This is a genomic window from Pseudomonas indica NBRC 103045, assembly GCF_002091635.1.
GTDB lineage: Bacteria > Pseudomonadota > Gammaproteobacteria > Pseudomonadales > Pseudomonadaceae > Pseudomonas_M > Pseudomonas_M indica.
The window spans coordinates 18,201-34,378 of the sequence record NZ_BDAC01000035.1 but is presented as its reverse complement, the minus strand read 5'-3'; the positions used below and the strand labels follow the sequence as shown (position 1 = coordinate 34,378).

At 64.3% G+C, this 16,178-nt stretch carries 16 protein-coding genes; 10 read left to right on the top strand and 6 right to left on the bottom strand.

The genetic code is table 11. The features are described from left to right. Window positions 1-9: 9 nt before the first annotated feature. The 6 genes from PIN01S_RS25240 to PIN01S_RS25215 form a co-directional block, all read right to left on the bottom strand. Window positions 10-1,230 (bottom strand): type II secretion system F family protein, encoded by a 1,221-nt coding sequence (locus PIN01S_RS25240; protein WP_084339672.1) that lies wholly within the window; start codon window positions 1,228-1,230, stop codon window positions 10-12. A 1-nt stretch (window position 1,231) separates the two neighbouring features. Beyond that, window positions 1,232-2,953 carry a type II secretion system ATPase GspE gene (gspE, locus tag PIN01S_RS25235; protein WP_084339671.1) on the bottom strand — a complete coding sequence of 574 codons (1,722 nt, stop codon included), beginning with the start codon at window positions 2,951-2,953 and terminating at the stop codon, window positions 1,232-1,234. Window positions 2,954-3,441: 488 nt separating this feature from the next. After that, window positions 3,442-4,638, bottom strand: a complete 1,197-nt coding sequence (locus PIN01S_RS25230) for an ABC transporter permease (RefSeq protein WP_084339670.1) — start codon at window positions 4,636-4,638, stop codon at window positions 3,442-3,444. Window positions 4,639-4,791: 153 nt separating this feature from the next. Beyond that, window positions 4,792-6,003 (bottom strand): ABC transporter permease, encoded by a 1,212-nt coding sequence (locus PIN01S_RS25225; protein ID WP_084339669.1) that lies wholly within the window; start codon window positions 6,001-6,003, stop codon window positions 4,792-4,794. Further along, a complete protein-coding gene (locus tag PIN01S_RS25220) occupies window positions 5,990-6,685 on the bottom strand; it encodes an ABC transporter ATP-binding protein (protein WP_084339668.1) in 696 nt (231 codons plus the stop codon). The genes PIN01S_RS25225 and PIN01S_RS25220 overlap by 14 nt, the downstream gene beginning before the upstream one ends. Continuing rightward, the gene (locus tag PIN01S_RS25215; protein WP_084339667.1) at window positions 6,682-7,833 is read right to left on the bottom strand and encodes an efflux RND transporter periplasmic adaptor subunit; all 1,152 of its coding nucleotides are present in this window, start codon (window positions 7,831-7,833) and stop codon (window positions 6,682-6,684) included. Before PIN01S_RS25215 ends, PIN01S_RS25220 begins: the two co-directional genes overlap by 4 nt. Before the next feature lie 133 nt (window positions 7,834-7,966). On the opposite strand from PIN01S_RS25215, the gene PIN01S_RS25210 reads away from it, so the two are divergent. From PIN01S_RS25210 to PIN01S_RS25165, 10 genes are all read left to right on the top strand, one after another. Further along, window positions 7,967-8,884, top strand: coding sequence for a D-hexose-6-phosphate mutarotase (locus PIN01S_RS25210; protein WP_084339666.1), 918 nt, complete (start codon window positions 7,967-7,969; stop codon window positions 8,882-8,884). A gap of 440 nt (window positions 8,885-9,324) precedes the next feature. After that, a complete protein-coding gene (tssA, locus tag PIN01S_RS25205; protein WP_084339665.1) occupies window positions 9,325-10,887 on the top strand; it encodes a type VI secretion system protein TssA in 1,563 nt (520 codons plus the stop codon). Between the two features lie 33 nt (window positions 10,888-10,920). Beyond that, on the top strand, window positions 10,921-11,427 hold the full coding sequence (tssB, locus tag PIN01S_RS25200) for a type VI secretion system contractile sheath small subunit (protein ID WP_084339664.1): 507 nt from the start codon (window positions 10,921-10,923) through the stop codon (window positions 11,425-11,427). A 23-nt stretch (window positions 11,428-11,450) separates the two neighbouring features. Next, on the top strand, window positions 11,451-12,926 hold the full coding sequence (gene tssC, locus PIN01S_RS25195) for a type VI secretion system contractile sheath large subunit (protein ID WP_084339663.1): 1,476 nt from the start codon (window positions 11,451-11,453) through the stop codon (window positions 12,924-12,926). A 14-nt stretch (window positions 12,927-12,940) separates the two neighbouring features. Then, entirely contained in the window at window positions 12,941-13,348 is a 408-nt protein-coding gene (gene tssE / locus PIN01S_RS25190; RefSeq protein ID WP_084339662.1) for a type VI secretion system baseplate subunit TssE, read from the top strand. A gap of 11 nt (window positions 13,349-13,359) precedes the next feature. Then, window positions 13,360-13,869 carry a PAAR domain-containing protein gene (locus PIN01S_RS25185; RefSeq protein ID WP_084339661.1) on the top strand — a complete coding sequence of 170 codons (510 nt, stop codon included), beginning with the start codon at window positions 13,360-13,362 and terminating at the stop codon, window positions 13,867-13,869. Beyond that, complete coding sequence (locus PIN01S_RS25180) at window positions 13,869-14,717, top strand: hypothetical protein (RefSeq protein ID WP_084339660.1); 849 nt, start codon at window positions 13,869-13,871, stop codon at window positions 14,715-14,717. The genes PIN01S_RS25185 and PIN01S_RS25180 overlap by 1 nt, the downstream gene beginning before the upstream one ends. After that, a complete protein-coding gene (locus PIN01S_RS25175; RefSeq protein WP_084339659.1) occupies window positions 14,714-15,082 on the top strand; it encodes a hypothetical protein in 369 nt (122 codons plus the stop codon). The genes PIN01S_RS25180 and PIN01S_RS25175 overlap by 4 nt, the downstream gene beginning before the upstream one ends. Window positions 15,083-15,215: 133 nt before the next feature. Then, entirely contained in the window at window positions 15,216-15,620 is a 405-nt protein-coding gene (locus PIN01S_RS25170; RefSeq protein WP_084339658.1) for a hypothetical protein, read from the top strand. After that, window positions 15,611-16,177, top strand: a complete 567-nt coding sequence (locus PIN01S_RS25165) for a hypothetical protein (RefSeq protein WP_139198527.1) — start codon at window positions 15,611-15,613, stop codon at window positions 16,175-16,177. Before PIN01S_RS25170 ends, PIN01S_RS25165 begins: the two co-directional genes overlap by 10 nt. Window position 16,178 lies beyond the last annotated feature (1 nt).

The window sequence follows — 16,178 nt, the reverse complement described above, 5'->3', positions numbered from 1 at the left end:
GGTTCCCCTTCAGATCGGTAGTTCGGTGATGCTCATGATGGCCACCAGCACCGACAGGATGATGCCGGCGATCAGCAGCCCCAGGCCAACGATCAGCAGCGGTTCGAGCACCGCCAGCAGGCGCTGCATCGATATCTCCACTTCGCGGTCGTAGGTGTCCGCGACCTTCAGCAGCATCTCGTCGAGATGGCCGGTTTCCTCGCCCACCTGGATCATCTGCATCGCCAGCGCCGGGAACAGCCCGGTGGCGAGCAGCGGCGCCGCCAACTGGCGGCCCTGCTTGAGGCTCTCCGCGGCGATGCCCACCTGCTCCAGCATCAGCTGGTTGCCGAGGGTCTGGCGGGCGATGTTCAGGGCCTGCAACAGGGCCACGCCGCCTTTCAGCAGGGTGCCCAGGCTGCGGGTGAAGCGAGCGGTTTCGATGCGCCGGCGCAAGCTGCCGAGCAACGGCAGGCGCAGCACGGCCTGGTCCCAGCGGCGGCGGTAATCCGGCTGACGGAGCGCCCGGCGCACGCCCCAGGCGGCGGCCAGCGCCGCCAGCAGCAGCCAGGGTCCGGCCACGCGCAAGCCCTCGGCGAGGCCGATCACCACCTGGGTGGAAAACGGCAGGCTCGCGTCCATGTCGTCGAACAACTGGCGGAACTGCGGGATGACGTAGACGAGGATGACCAGCAGCGAAGTGGCCGAGACGCCGAGCAGAATCAGCGGGTAGATCAGCACGGAGACCAGCTTGTCGCGCAGCGATTTGCTGCGCTCCAGGTAATAGGCCAGACTGCCCAGCCCTTCCGCCAGGTCGCCGGCCACTTCGGCGGCCTGCACCAGGCTGATGTAGAAGCCGGAAAACAGCTCCGGGCGCTCGCCGAGCACCCGCGACAGACTGGCGCCCCGCCGCACGCCCTCCTGGATCGGCGCGATCAGTTGCTGCATCGGCAGGTCGGCGCTGACCCGCTGCATGATCTCCAGCGAGCGATCCAGCGGTACGCCCGCCTGCAGCAACGAGGCCAACTGCTGGGTGAACAACAGCACCAGCCGATGCCCGCGCGAGCGTTGCAGCAGCGCGCCGACGTCCCCCTGCAACCAGCCCTGCCAGCCACGTCGGTTGCCGATCTCGATGGGGATCAGGCTGCGCGCGCGCAACTGCTCGAGCACGGCCTGTTCATCGGCTGCCTCCACCTGGCCCTGCTGGACCTCGCCGCTGTCGCTCACCGCGCGGTAATGGAAGAGCGCCATCTCAGGACTCCTGAGTGACGCGAATCACTTCCTCGAGGTTGGTGACCCCGGCCAGCGCTTTCAGGCAGCCGTCCTCGTACATGGTCAACATGCCCTCTTCGCGGGCACAGAGCATCAGGCTGCCGGCGTCGGCATGCTGGAGGATCAAGCGGCGCAGCGTATCGCTGAGGGTCAGCACCTCGATGATGGCGATGCGGCCGTGGTAGCCGGTACCGTTGCAGAGCGGGCAGCCACGGGCATGGTAGAGCGTCACCGGCTGGCCGGCGGCGAACGCCTCCAGGCGCATCTCACGGAGCATCTCCGGCAGCGGTTGGTAGGGTTCGCGGCAGTGCACGCAGAGCTTGCGCACCAAGCGCTGGGCGAGAACGGCGTTGAGGGTGGAGGTCAGCAGATAGTCCTCCACACCCATCTCCAGCAGGCGGGCGATGCTGCTCGGCGCGTCGTTGGTGTGCAGGGTGGAGAGCACCAGGTGGCCGGTCAGCGCCGACTGGATGCAGATGCGCGCGGTTTCCAGGTCGCGCATCTCGCCGACCATGATCACGTCCGGGTCCTGGCGGACGATGGCGCGCAAGGCATTGGCGAAGGTCAGGCCGATGGCGGGCTTGACCTGAATCTGGTTGACTCCTTCGAGCTGATACTCCACCGGGTCTTCCACAGTGATCAGCTTGCTCTCGCTGGTGTTCAGGGTGTTCAGCGCGGTGTAGAGGGTGGTGGTCTTGCCGCTGCCGGTGGGCCCGGTGACCAGCAGCACGCCGTGGGGAATCCGCAGCACGCTGCGCAACCGTTGCAGCGGCTGCTCGCTGAAGCCGAGGGCGGCGAAATCCAGCACCACGCTCTCGCGGTTGAGCAGGCGCAGCACCACGCTTTCGCCGTGCATGGTCGGCACCGTGGAGACGCGAATGTCCAGATCGTTGCCCTGCACGCGCATCTCGATGCGGCCGTCCTGCGGCAGGCGCCGCTCGGCGATGTTCAGCCGCGCCATCAGCTTGATCCGCGAGATCACCGCCGGCGACAACTGCACCGGCGGCGCCTCGGTTTCCTGCAACACGCCGTCGATGCGATAGCGCACCTTCAGGCGGCTCTCGAAGGGCTCGACGTGAATGTCCGAGGCGCGCCGCTCCACCGCGCGCTGGATGATCAGGTTGACCAGGCGGATGACCGGCGCCTCGCTGGCGCGGTCGCGCAGTTGCTCGACGTCCTCGACGCGGTCCTGCTCGGCCGGCTCGACCTTAGACAGGATGTCGCCCATCTGGCTCTTGCCCTGGCCGTGGATACGTTCGATGGCGGCCTCGATCTCCGAGCCCAGGGCGACGCGCGGAGCGATCCGGCAACCCGCCGCCAGCGCCAGCGCCTCGCGGACGAAGCGGTCCTGCGGGTCGGCCATAGCCACCAGCAGCTCACCGTCGTTGAGTTCCAGGGGCAGCGCCCGGCATTCCTTGAGGAAGCGATAGGACAGGCGCTCTCCCAGCAGCGGCGCCACCGGGAACTCCGCCGCATCCACCAGCGGCACATCCAGCAGCTCGGCCAGTTGCTGGGCGATATCGCGCTCGGAGACCAATCCGAGGCGGTTGAGCAGCGTCGCCAGCGGCGGTCCATCGTCCTGCGCGGCCTGCATGCGTCGCACGCGGTTGTAATCCGCCTCCGACAAACGCCCGGCCCGGACCAGAGCGAGCCCGAGGTCGGGCTGTTCCGTGGCGGGCACAATGTGCTCAGCGGCCATCATCGTCGGTGTGCCTCGGGTGTCGGCCTGTGAGTGCGGTTGTCTCACCGTCGAAACACCCTTAGAAACTGTAGGGAAACTGATATCACTATAGTTTCCCCTGGCCAGCATTCCGGCCAGGCGACGAACGTAACGATGGTGTGGTTTTGTCCGTTATTTGGCGTCAGAAGGTGGTCGGATCGCAGCAGGTTAGCGGTGTTCGATCTATGGGTGGGTTGGTGCTTTTCGGAGTGATTTCATCTGGGAGTGATGGCCTATTGGGGGACTTGGGTTGGGCGACGCTTCGTACCCGACTTGGCTCGGCCCCCTCACCCTAGCCCTCTCCCCAGAGGGTAGAGGGGATTGTCCCTGCATGACTTCAATTCGCGGTTCACTGCCGCCTTGTGCTCGCACAAGCTATCGAGCCCATGCGGACAGCTCCCTCGCCCCTTTGGGGAGAGGGTTGGGGTGAGGGGGCGGACTCAAGCCCCACCCCGCCCCCCTCACACCCCTCACTCATCCCTCAACGCCTCCACCGGATGCAACCGCGCCGCCCGCCGCGCCGGGGCCAGGCCGGCGAGGATGCCGATCAGCGCCGACAACACCAGCGCCAGGAGCAGAAACAACGGTTGCAGACTCAACGGCAACGCCGGCACGCCCAGGTGCAGGGCGAGCAGCAGCAGACCCATCGCACCCAGGCCGAGCACACCGCCGGCCAGGGACAGCAGGGTCGCTTCGGCGAGGAACAGCCCGAGCACCTGCCTTGGGCTCGCGCCGATGGCGCGCAGCAGGCCGATCTCGGCGGTGCGCTCGCCGACCGTGGTGGTCATGATGGTGAGGATGCCCACCGCCCCCACCAGCAGGGAAATGCCGCCAAGCGCGCCGATGGCGATGGTCAGGGTCCCGAGGATGCGGTTCAGGCTGCCGAGCATGTCGTCCTGGGTGGTGAGGTTGAAATCCTCTTCGCCATGCCGCTCGATCAGCAGACGGCGAATGCGCTCGGCCATCTGCGCCGAGCCGATGCCGGCGTTGAATACCACGTCGATTTCCATCAGCCCCTCGCGGTTGAACAGACTCTGCGCCCAGTCCACCGGGATGTAGGCGATGTCGTCGAGGTCGAAGCCGAGCAACTGGCCCTTCTTCTCCATCACGCCGATCACCCGGAAGCGCGTGCCGCCGACCCGCACCAGCTCGCCCAGCGGGTTTTCCTCGCCGAACAGCTCGGTGCGCAGCTTGTGGCCCAGTACCACGTAGGGCGGCGAGCGGCCGTCGCGGGCCGGTGGGAGGAATTGCCCGAGCGCCAGCTTGAAGCGCCAGGCCTCGGCCAACTGGTGGCCGCCGCCGATGACATCGCTGCGCCGACTGAGCTGGCCGAACTGGACATCGCCGCTGCCCTGGATGATCGGCACCACCGCGTCGACATGGCCGAGCCGGCGCAAGGCATCGGCGTCGGCGATGCTCAGCGGACGCACGCTGCTGAGCAGGCCGCCGAGCCCGCCGGTCTGGGTCTTGCCCGGATGGATGGCGACGATGCGCGTGCCGAACTGGGAGAAGTTATCCAGCACGTAGCTGCGCAGCCCCTCACCGATGGCGGTGAGCAACGCCACCGCAGCGATGCCGATGGCCACGCCGAGCAGCGTCAGGATGCTGCGCAGCGGGCGGCTGACCAGCGCCGACGCGGTGAGCCGGAAGCCATCCTCCCAGCGCATCATGGTCCTACCGCCCCCACCGTTCAGGTGTCTGCGAGGCCGCTTCGCGAGCAGAGCTCGCTCCTACAAGAGCGCGCTCCGTAACCCGAATAAGCGCAGGGAAATGCCTGGCACATCGAATCCTGCTCGTTCCTATAAAGAAGAAGGTATCCATCAACGCGCCCCCGCCGGCCGCAACGCCACCACCGGCTCCAGCCTCGCCGCGCGGCTGGCCGGCAGCCAGGCGAACAACAGCGCGGTGAACAACGCCAGCAGCACCGCACTGACCCGCGCCCACAGGGGCGCATGCAGCGGCAGGCCCCAGGCCTGGCGGCCGAGCCAGAGCAGCGCTTCGCCGAGCAGCAGCCCGGCCAGCGCACCGCTGAGGGCGAGCAGCGCCGCCTCGCCGAGGAACAGCAACCGCACCTGCCCGGCCGTGGCGCCGATGGCTTTGAGCAGGCCGATCTCCGCCGTGCGCTGACTCACCGCAATCCAAGTGACGTTCATGATCAGGATGCCCGCCACCAGCAGGCTGATGGCGGCGATCCCGGCCACCGCCAGGGTCAGCGCGGCGAGGATGTCGTCGAAGGCGGCGAGCATGCTGTCCTGGCTGATCACGGTGATGTCTTCCTTGCCTTCGTGACGTTCCTTGATCGTCGCCAGAATCTGCCGCTTGCCGCTCTCGACGAAGGCCGGCCCACGCACCTCGGCGAACACCCGGAACAGCCCTTCGCGGTTGAACAGCGCCTGGGCGTTGGCCAGGGGAATGATGAGCATCTCGCCGAAGTCCATGCCCAACGACTCGCCGCGCTCGCCGAGCACACCGACCACGCGGAAACGCCGGTCGCCGGCGCGCAGCCATTCGCCGAGGGCCTGGCGGTCGCCGAACAGCTCGCGCTTGAGCTTGCCGCCGATCACGCAGACCGACTCCGCCCGGCCCATCTCCATCGCCGGCAGCGGCTGGCCCTGGGCGACGTCGAGCTGGCGGATGGCGAAGAATTCGTGGGTGGTGCCCATGGTGAAGGCTTCGCGGTTGCGGTTGCCGACCACCACTTCCATCTGCCCGGCCTGCAACGGCGCGACCCGGCGAATGCCGGGCAGGCGGGCGATGGCCTCGGCGTCCTGGACGCTCAGGTCGCGCGGCGCCAGGCCGGTGATCGGCGGCATGCCGCCGGTGGTTTCCTTGCGCCCGGGCAGGACGATCAGGGTATTGCGCCCGAGCACGGAGAACTCGCCGAGCACGAAGGTCCGCGCACCTTCGCCGAGACCGGTGAGCAGGTTCACCGCGATCACGCCGATGCCCACCGCCAGCAGCAGCATCAGGCTGCGCGAACGGTGCCCGCGCAGGCCGCCGAGGCAGAACGCGAAGACATCAGCCGCGCGCATCGCGCCGCTCCCGCTGGATATCTTCGATGATCCGGCCGTCGCGCATGTTCAACTGGCGCGCCGCGCGCTGGCCGAGGGACGGGTCATGAGTCACCACGATCAGGGTCAGGCCCTCGCCGTTCAACTCTTCCAGCAAGGCCACCACCTCGGCGCCGGAGCGGCTATCGAGGTTGCCGGTGGGCTCGTCGGCGAGCAGCAGCGAGGGCTGCATGATCATCGCCCGGGCAATCGCCACCCGCTGGCGCTGGCCGCCGGACAACTCGCCCGGCCGGTGGGCGATGCGGTCGCCGAGACCGAGCCGCTCGACCAACGCGCTGCTGCGCCGGCGCCGCTCGGCGGGGTCGATGCCGGCCAGCAGCATCGGTAGCTCGATGTTCTCCAGCGCGGTCAGGCGCGGGATCAGGTGGTAAGACTGGAAGATGAAGCCGATCAGCCGGCTGCGCAGCTCGGCCCGGCGCCCCTCGCTGAGTCCGGCGGTGGCCTCGTCCTGCAACCAGTATTCGCCGGCGTCCGGCGCGTCCAGCAGGCCGAGCACGTTGAGCAGGGTCGACTTGCCGGAACCGGACGGCCCCATCACCGCCACGTAGTCGCCCGCCGCCACGTCCAGGTCGACGTCGTCCAACCCCATCACCCGTTGCTCGCCGAGCTGGAAGCAGCGGGTCACGCCGCGCAGGCGGATCATCGCGGCCGTTCCCCGGCGTCCTCCGCTATCACCTTCACGCCATCCTCGATGCCTTCCTGGTCGAGGCTGGAGAGGATGCGCGCGCCCGGTTCCAGGCCGGCGGTCACCTCGGTCCAGCGCCAGTTGGCCAGACCGGTCTCCACCGGCACTTCGTGCAGCACGCCGTCGGCCGGCTCGTAGCGCAGCACCTTGCGCCCTTCCAGCAGGGTCTCGGTGGGGATGCGCAGGGCGTCGGGTTTCTGTTCGAGGAGGATTTCCACGTCGGCGCTGTAGCCGGTGAGCAGGGCCACGTCCGTTGGCGGCTGGTCGAAGCGCACCTCCACGTCCACGGTGCGCGCCTGCTTTTCCAAGTCGCGGACGAAGGGCGCGATGCGGCTCACCTTGCCGTCGAAATGGCGCCCGCGGAACGCGTCCAGGCTGATCCGCACCGGCATGCCGAGGCGCACGCGGGCGGCATCCACCTCATCGATGGGCGCCTCCACATACAGGCAACTGTCGTCGATCAGGTCGATGGCCGGCGGAGTCGGGATGCCCGGTGGCGACGGCGTGACGAACTCCCCCACCTCGCCGTTGATCTCGGCGACGATGCCGTCGAAGGGTGCGCGCAGCACCGTCTGGTCGAACAGGGAGCGCTGCAAGGCCAGGCTCGCCTCGGCCTCGCGGATCAGCACATCGCTGGCGGCGCAGGCCAGTTGCGAGAGACGCGCCTTGGTCTCGGCCTGGTCGAGACGGTCGGCGGCGGCCAGCTTGCGCTCGGCCAGATGACGCAGGCGCTGCAGGTCGCGCTTGTCCAGGCTGGCCTGGTTGCAGCGCTGCTCGCGGTTGTTGCGCTGGGCATCGAGGCGCGCCTCGGCTTCGCGGACCCGGGCCTGCTGCTCGTCCTGCCGCAGGTGCATCAGGACGTCGCCGGTGGCGACCCGCTGCCCTTCGTCCACCCGTCGCTCGGTCACCTGGCCGCCGAGGTTGAAGGACAGGTGCGTGCGCCGGCAGGGCTTGAGCGTGCCGGCGCGGGTGTTGGCGACCAGGGTTTCCACGGCTCCCCGCTCCACCTCGGCGAGTCGCACGGTCAGGGGTTGCGGCCGCTGCCACCACCAGATCAGTGCGCCGAGTAGCAGCGAAAGTGTGACGATGATCAGCAACTTGCGCATTCGCGGCTCCATCCGTCAGCAGAAAACTAATGGTAGGTGTCGATCAGAATCACGGCCAACCTGTCCAAGCGGGCATTGGCCTTTAGCGTCATCCCGTTTCTAATGCGCTCATTACCCAGCAAGGAGTCCCGCCATGAACCCCTCCCGCAAAACCCCGCAGATCGAGCGGGTCGAGATGGACGAACTGGTCTGCTGGCGCGTCCGCACCGACGCCGCCGAGCTGCTGGTCGCCCAGCAGGGTGCGCAGGTCCTAAGCTATCAGCGCGATGGCCAGCCACCGTTGATCTGGCTCAGTGAGCAGGCCGGCTTCAGGAAGGGCCAGTCGGTGCGCGGCGGCATCCCGGTGTGCTGGCCCTGGTTCGGCGACCTGGCGCGCAATCCCCTGGCCGTCCAGGCGATGCGCCGCAGCGAGCAACCGGCCCCGGCCCACGGCGAAGTCCGCGGGCTGGACTGGGAGCTGCTCGGCGCCAATGCGGAAGAGGGCGCGGTGCGCCTGGAGTTCGCCTTCATCCAGCCGGAAGGCGGCCTGCCGGATTGGCCGCACCCGGTCGCCCTGACGCTCGCCATCCAGCTCGACGAACACCTGACCCTCACCCTGACCAGCCACAACCAGGGCAACATGCCGGTGTCCCTGACCCAGGCGCTACACAGCTACTTCGCGGTCAGCGACATCCACCAGGTGCGCGTCGAGGGGCTGACCGGCAAGCGCTATATCGAAACCCTGGAGAACTGGCAGGAACGCCATCAGGACAGCGACCTGCGCTTCACCGGCGAGACCGACCGCATCTATCTGGACACACCGGCGCGGATCGCCATCCTCGACCCGGGCTGGCAGCGCAGCATCCAGCTCGAAGCCAGCGGCTCGCATTCGGCGGTGGTGTGGAACCCGTGGATCGACAAGGCGCGGCGGCTTTCCCAGTTCGCCGACGATGCCTGGCAGCGGATGCTCTGCATCGAAACGGCCAACCTGCTGGACGACGCCGTTCACCTGGCACCCGGCGAACGCCACAGCCTGACCGTCAGTCTCTGGTCCGAAGCCCTGGCGAACTGATCCCTCTCACCGGCCTGCCCTGGCGAAGCGGGCCGGTTTCACTCCTTTCAACCACATAGTCCGCACAACTTTCTTTATATATATTTCAAACTTGACACAGATAATGGCACTTGGCTAGCAAGCCATTGCTTACATGCCAATCGCTTATTTCCTACAACTAGACCCGCTCTTTTTGGCTTGCCCAAAGTTGCTTTCATTTATTGCGAACTTCCGCACCTGAGAATTGTCTTCTCAACCCGCTTATTGTTACCGACATCACATTTTTCCGGCTTGCCGGCACGTTGCCATGTGGCTAGGATGCCCACCCTAGAAGGGATATGCGCAACTTGTTGCACAAAACAGTTGCGCAAAAAGTTGCGCAGTTCACTCGTTCCAGCCGATGTATCGGCAATTACACGGAACATAGGAAGAGTGACGAATTAACTTTTTCGAGTCACGGAATGACGTATTCAAGCAAACTCACCGCACATTATCTCGAACTGGCAAAGTCCCCTGTTTCGGAGGGGAATTTCGCTGGCGAAGATGTGCGTTATTCCCCCGAATACGAGTTGCTCGAAACGGAGCTGGGCAAGGCTTCGTCGCTGCACGAAACCGGCGGCATCGACTGGCAGAAGGTCCGCGAAGGCAGCGAGACGCTGCTCCGCCAGCATTCGAAAGACCTGCGTGCCGCCACTTGGCTGACCTGGAGCCTGCACCAGCGCGAATCCTTCGTCGGCCTGCAGGCCGGCCTGGCCCTGCTGCATCACCTCTGTGCCCAACACTGGGCCGAACTTCACCCCCGCAAGCCCCGCACCCGCATCGCCGCGTTCAACTGGCTGCTGCCGCGCCTGGAACAGGCCCTGGCCGAACACGTGCCGGTGAGCGAGCAACTGCCACTGTTCCGCGCCTTGGGCGAGCACCTGCGCGGCCTGGAAACCTGCCTCTCCGGGCATCTGGGCGAAGACGCTCCCTTGCTGCTGCCGCTCTGCCGGCGGGTCGACGAGATGGTCAACCGCGCCAGCCAGGGCCAGCCGGAGCCCGGCACCGTCGGCGCCGCCATCGCCCAGGTCAAGCAGGTCGCCACCCAGATCCTCACCAGCAACACGCCGATCGACAATGAAAAGGACGCCCACAAGGGCCTGCGCCAACTACAGGACCAAGCCCGTCCGCTGTGCGCCTGGTGGCTCAAGCAGAAGGCCAGCGACCTGCGCGCCCTGCGCCTGTCGCGCACTCTGCTGTGGCTGCCGATCGACAGCCTGCCGGAGCGCAACGCCGAACAGATCACGGCCCTGCGCAACCTGCCGGCGGACAAGCTGGCCAGCTACCGCGAACGCTTCCAGCAAGGCCAGTACGCCGACCTGCTGGTGGACCTGGAAGCCAGCATCGCCCGCGCGCCGTTCTGGCTCGATGGTCAGCGCCTGGTCTGGGAATGCCTGCAGGAACTGAACGCCGAACAGGCCATGCGCGAAGTGGAAATCCAGCTCGGCCTGTTCCTCGAGCGCGTGCCCGGTCTCGAAGAACTGCGCTTCCACGACGGCCAACCGTTCGCCGATGCCGAGACCCGCGCCTGGATCGGCGGCTACGTCATGCCCCACCTGCAAGCGCCGGAAGCCGTGCGCGACAGCGCGCCCGCCGAACAAGGCGCGGCGCCCGCCTGGGAAGAGGCGCTGCAACAGGTCCTGCCGCAGTTGCGCAAGGACGGTCTCAAACCCGCCGTGCAGAAACTCAAGCAGGGCCTGGCCCAGGCCCGCGGCGGCCGCGAGCGCTTCTTCTGGCAGCTCGCCCTGGCCCGCCTCTGCTACCAGGCGAAGAAGTACGAACTGGCCAAGACCCAACTCGAATCCCTCGATCAGACGCTCGAAGCCTCCGGCCTCGGCGCCTGGGAACCCGATCTCGCCCTGGAAGTGCTGCGCCTCCTGCACAGCTGCTGTGAGCTGCTGCCGCAGAACCACGCGGTGCGTGAACGCAAGGAAGAGATCTATCGAAGACTGTGCCACCTCGACCTCGAAGTGGTGCTCGATTAGGCCTCCGGGCCGTAAACGCAAAGGAGAACACCCATGGCCAAAGAAGGCTCGGTTGCCCCCAAGGAACGCATCAACGTCACTTTCAAGCCGGCCACCGGTAACGCTCAGGAAGAGATCGAACTCCCCCTGAAACTGATGGTGCTCGGCGATTTCACCCAGCGCGCCGACGATCGCAAGATCGAAGACCGCAAGCCGATCAGCATCGACAAGAACAACTTCGACGAGGTCCTGGCCAAGCAGGAACTGAACCTGACCTTCGCCGTGCCCAACCGCCTGCAGGACGAAGCCACCGACGACGAGCTGGCCGTCCAGCTCGAAATCAACTCCATGAAGGACTTCAACCCGGCCAACCTGGTCGACCAGGTCCCCGAGCTGAAGAAGCTGATGGAACTGCGCGACGCCCTGGTCGCCCTGAAAGGTCCGCTGGGCAACGCCCCGGCCTTCCGCAAGGCGATCGAGAGCGTGCTCGCCGACGACGTCTCGCGCGATCGCGTGCTCGGCGAACTCGGCCTCGCCGCCAAAGACAAGCTGGACGCCTGAACCGTTAACAAGGAAGCCAACACATGAGCACTAGCGCAGCAGTGGAAAGCGGCCGCAGCGCCGCCGAACTCGGCATTCTCGACCGCATCATCGCCGAGACCAAACTGACCCCGGACGACGAGGCCTACGACATCGCCAAGCGCGGCGTCTCCGCCTTCATCGAAGAACTGCTCAAGCCGCAGAACGACGGCGAGCCGGTGAAAAAGGCCATGGTCGACCGCATGATCGCGGAAATCGACGCCAAGCTCAGCCGGCAGATGGACGAGATTCTCCACCACCCGCAATTCCAGGCCCTGGAATCCTCCTGGCGCGGCCTGAAGCTGCTGGTGGACCGCACCAACTTCCGCGAGAACATCAAGCTGGAAATCCTCAACGCCTCCAAGCAGGACCTGCTGGATGACTTCGAGGACAGCCCGGAAATCGTCCAGTCCGGCCTCTACAAGCACATCTACACCGCCGAGTACGGCCAGTTCGGCGGCCAGCCGGTCGGCGCCCTGATCGCCAACTACTTCTTCGATCCGAGCGCCCCGGACGTGAAGACCCTGCAGTACGTCGCCAGCGTCGCCTGCATGTCCCACGCCCCGTTCATCGCCGCCGCCGGTCCGAAATTCTTCGGCCTGGAAAGCTTCACCGGCCTGCCGGACCTGAAGGACCTCAAGGACCACTTCGAAGGCCCGCAATTCGCCAAGTGGCAGAGCTTCCGCGAGCAGGAAGATGCCCGCTACGTCGGCCTGACCGTACCGCGCTTCCTCCTGCGCAACCCGTACGATCCGGAAGACAACCCGGTGAAGACCTTCGTCTACAAGGAAAACGTGGCCAACAGCCACGAGCACTACCTGTGGGGCAACACCGCCTACACCTTCGCCAGCCGCCTGACCGACAGCTTCGCCAAGTTCCGCTGGTGCCCGAACATCATCGGCCCGCAGAGCGGTGGCGCGGTGGAAGACCTGCCGCTGCACCACTTCGAGAGCATGGGCGAGATCGAGACCAAGATCCCGACCGAAGTGCTGGTCTCCGACCGTCGCGAATACGAGCTGGCCGAAGAAGGCTTCATCGCCCTGACCATGCGCAAGGGCAGCGACAACGCCGCGTTCTTCTCCGCCAACTCCACCCAGAAGCCGAAATTCTTCGGCATCAGCGAGGAAGGCAAGACCGCGGAGCTGAACTACAAGCTCGGCACCCAGCTGCCCTACCTGTTCATCGTCAACCGCCTGGCGCACTACCTGAAGGTGCTGCAGCGCGAGCAGATCGGCGCCTGGAAAGAGCGCACCGACCTCGAGCTGGAACTCAACAAGTGGATTCGCCAGTACGTGGCCGACCAGGAGAACCCCAGCTCCGAAGTCCGCAGCCGCCGCCCGCTGCGCGCCGCCCAGGTGATCGTCAGCGACGTGGAAGGCGAGCCGGGCTGGTACCGCGTCAGCCTCAGCGTACGCCCGCACTTCAAGTACATGGGTGCGGACTTCACCCTGTCGCTGGTCGGCAAGCTGGACAAAGAGTGAGCAGGAGCTGAGCCATGAACGGATACGGCAGCCTCTTCGAACGCCTCGGTGGCGAAGCCGGCCAACGCGCCGGCTGGAGCCGCGAGGTCGCCGTCATGGCGTCGGTGGCTGCCCATCTGGCCAAGATGCTCAGCACCCGTGCGGGCAGCGTGCAAACGCTGCCCGACTACGGGTTGCCCGATCTGAACGATATGCGCCTGTCGCTGCACGACGCCTTGCAACAGGCCCGCAGCGCCATCGAAGGCTTCATCGAAAAATACGAACCGCGCCTGAGCCAGGTCCGGGTGGTTTCACTGCCCCGCGACCACGACCCGCTGACCCTCGCCTTTTCCATCGAGGGCCTGCTGGAAGTCGACGGCTTCAAGCGCCAGGTCAGCTTCTCCGCGCGCCTGGATGGCAGCGGACAGGTCAAGGTGAACTAAGGAGAGCCGCAATGTCCGGAAAACCCGCTGCCCGTCTCGGAGACCCCACCGCCTGCCCGGTCCCCGGCCACGGCACCAACCCCATCGTCGCCGGCTCGCCCAACGTTCTCTTCGACGGCAAGCCCGCCGCCCGCCAGGGCGACCCCACCGCCTGCGGCAGCGCCCTGGCCAGCGCGACGATCCCCAACGTGCTGATCAACGGCATGCCCGCCACCACCATCGGCACCGTGGGCAGCCACGGCAATACCGTGGTCGCGGGGTCGGGGACGGTGTTGATTGGGACGAGTGTGGTGGTGGCGGAGTTTACCGAGCCAAGTCCGGTCTCTTTGACGGCCGGTTTCGACCGTTTGTTCTCCCTTGAAACGGAGGACGGCCAGCCCCTGAAGAACCTTGCGTATCGCATCGTCTCAGAAAGCGGCATCGTCAGGCAGGGCGCCACTTCGGGCAGCGGCATGACCGGCAATATTTCCACCGGCGGCCAACAAGAGGCCCTTACGCTGTACATCTCCGGAGAAGACTGATGGAAACCCTCATCACCATCGACGGAGCCTCCTATACCTTCGAGACCAAAGACGGCAAGACCGAACTCAAGGTGCAGTCCGAAAGCACACCGAGCGAGGACAAGAAGGCGCCGAAGATCAAAGTTCCCAACGCCTGGCTGATTACCCGCAAGAACGGTTTCCCTTTGTTCGCCGTCCGGCCTAAACAGGGCGAAAAGACTTTCCGCATCATTACCGCCGACAAGCTGTACTCGGAAAAGGTCCAATGGTTCGAACCTCTGGCTGATAACTATAGGGAGCGAATCTGGCTGCATCCGGATTCGTCCAAGCCGGGCTCCGAAGCCTACGCCGCATATAAGCACTTCACTTGGAAACAGATTATCGACTTCGCCATCGTGGATCGGTGGTCATTGAGCTTTTCCAAGGGGATGCCTGGCGACTGGAAGGCAAACCCCGAAGGAGGCGCCGGCTTCCTGATGGTTATGGTCGACAACTTACCTTATTGGACCGACGGGGTCGGACAAATTCCTTTCGCCGTCGACACGTTCAGAAAGTACCTCGAAGAACTGCGAGCTAAACCAGCAGCCATCAGCAAGACAGTACGGATTGGCATGGAATACGGCGACGGTAATCCATTCTCTCCGAAAAACGATCCGACCAACGAATACGATAACTACATGGTGCTTCGAGGGGCACTCTGGGCCTCCGAGAATTTTCAGCTGGTCATTAAAAAGGAGCTACTACAGACACCGCATACCGCCCGCATGATTGAACGTGCAAGTACGGTGTATCAACCAGGACCATTGCAGTATTTGCAAAATCCTATTTCTGCCGGCTCCCTTATTCAATATGGGGAATGGAAGAAATGAGTCGGCAACGAATCATCGCACTTATCTGCCACGGCGTGGCGTGTTTGCTGTTTCCCGTAGCGACAAGCCTAGGCTTTCATTTTTACACGGCCTTATTTGGCGCCCCGTTCGCCAGGGGAGCCGCACTCGGCCTCGCCGTTCAGCTCATTTTTATTGTTTTTATCTTGACGAACATTTTGATCGCTCTGATATCCAGCATGAAAGCGAAGGCAGTACTCGCCTGCGTGCTAGCCGCCGCAGTGCTTATTTATCTGATTCCAGAGCATCCATTGCGTGGGCTGTTCTTTGCGGGCCTCTCCGGTGGCTTGTCACTTGTAGCCATCTATGTGTCAAGGCAGTTGGCGCATATGAGCAACAACAAATGATTTCCATTCTATCGAATCGGACATACCGGGCCTTAGCTTTCTGTGGGCTTATGGCCATGCCTGTACTGCATGCCATCGGAACTTATTTCCTAAATCAGGCACCCGCCTAACTTGAGCCAATCGGAAGGCACTGATGAAAAATAAAGTAAGGGCCTGCGCTATAAACCTATGCGTACACAGCGCAGCCTTCACCCTGTTGATTGGACTTAACGATATCGCGCACAGGCTCTATAAAGCCTGGATCGGCGATTTCGGCTCAAGAGGCATAGCCTCTGGCTCCGTTACCCTTTTGGTGATTCTGCTTTTTATTGGATTCAATGTTCTTGCTGCGATTATTCCGCTAAAAGCGGTGAAGATTTCGCTGGGTGTGGCATTTGTTCTGACTACTGCCTGGTTTCTATTTCCCTACCATCCATTGCGGGCAGCGTTCTATTGCGCCGCGGGAGGGCTACTGACCTTCGCCGCGATTTTTATAGCGTCTGAACTCAACAGCCTAATCGCAAATTCAGCGACGCGGGAGCACGTGAAATGCACGTGACGAGTGATGCTGCTCTGTTGTTTTCACAAGAGCGTGCCGATCAGGCAATGCTCTGTGATTGCGCGCCTTTTTCTCCTTATCCCAAGAAGATTTTCCTCGGGGGAAAGGGCCTTTTCGCCTACCACGCAACCATGATGATTTCCGATAACGAATTCGAACAGTTCCGTGAGCTGGTCGAAGCCCATTTCGATCTCAAGACCATCAGCCCTGAGCAGGAAGTTTCTCTAAGGAATTCCGATGGAACGGCTTTGAAGCTAAGCATTCGCCAGGAATTCAATGGATGGGTGATTGAAATGATCACCAATTCCAAAGCACTGCTCGACGGTCTGGATGCCTCTTTCAAGATGCCGCCCCCGCCCTGGACCGCCTTCCCGAAAATGGAACCCATCGAGGCGGTCATGAGCAAACAGGGCAGTCTCGAATATTGGTGGAACTGGTTCTGGAGCCCCTTCTGGGACCACGCCGACTCCGAAACCCGGAAGAGCTACCTGAGAGATCACAAGGCCAGCGAAGAATGGGCCGAATGTTTGATTGAACACCCCACCAGCGCCGACTGAT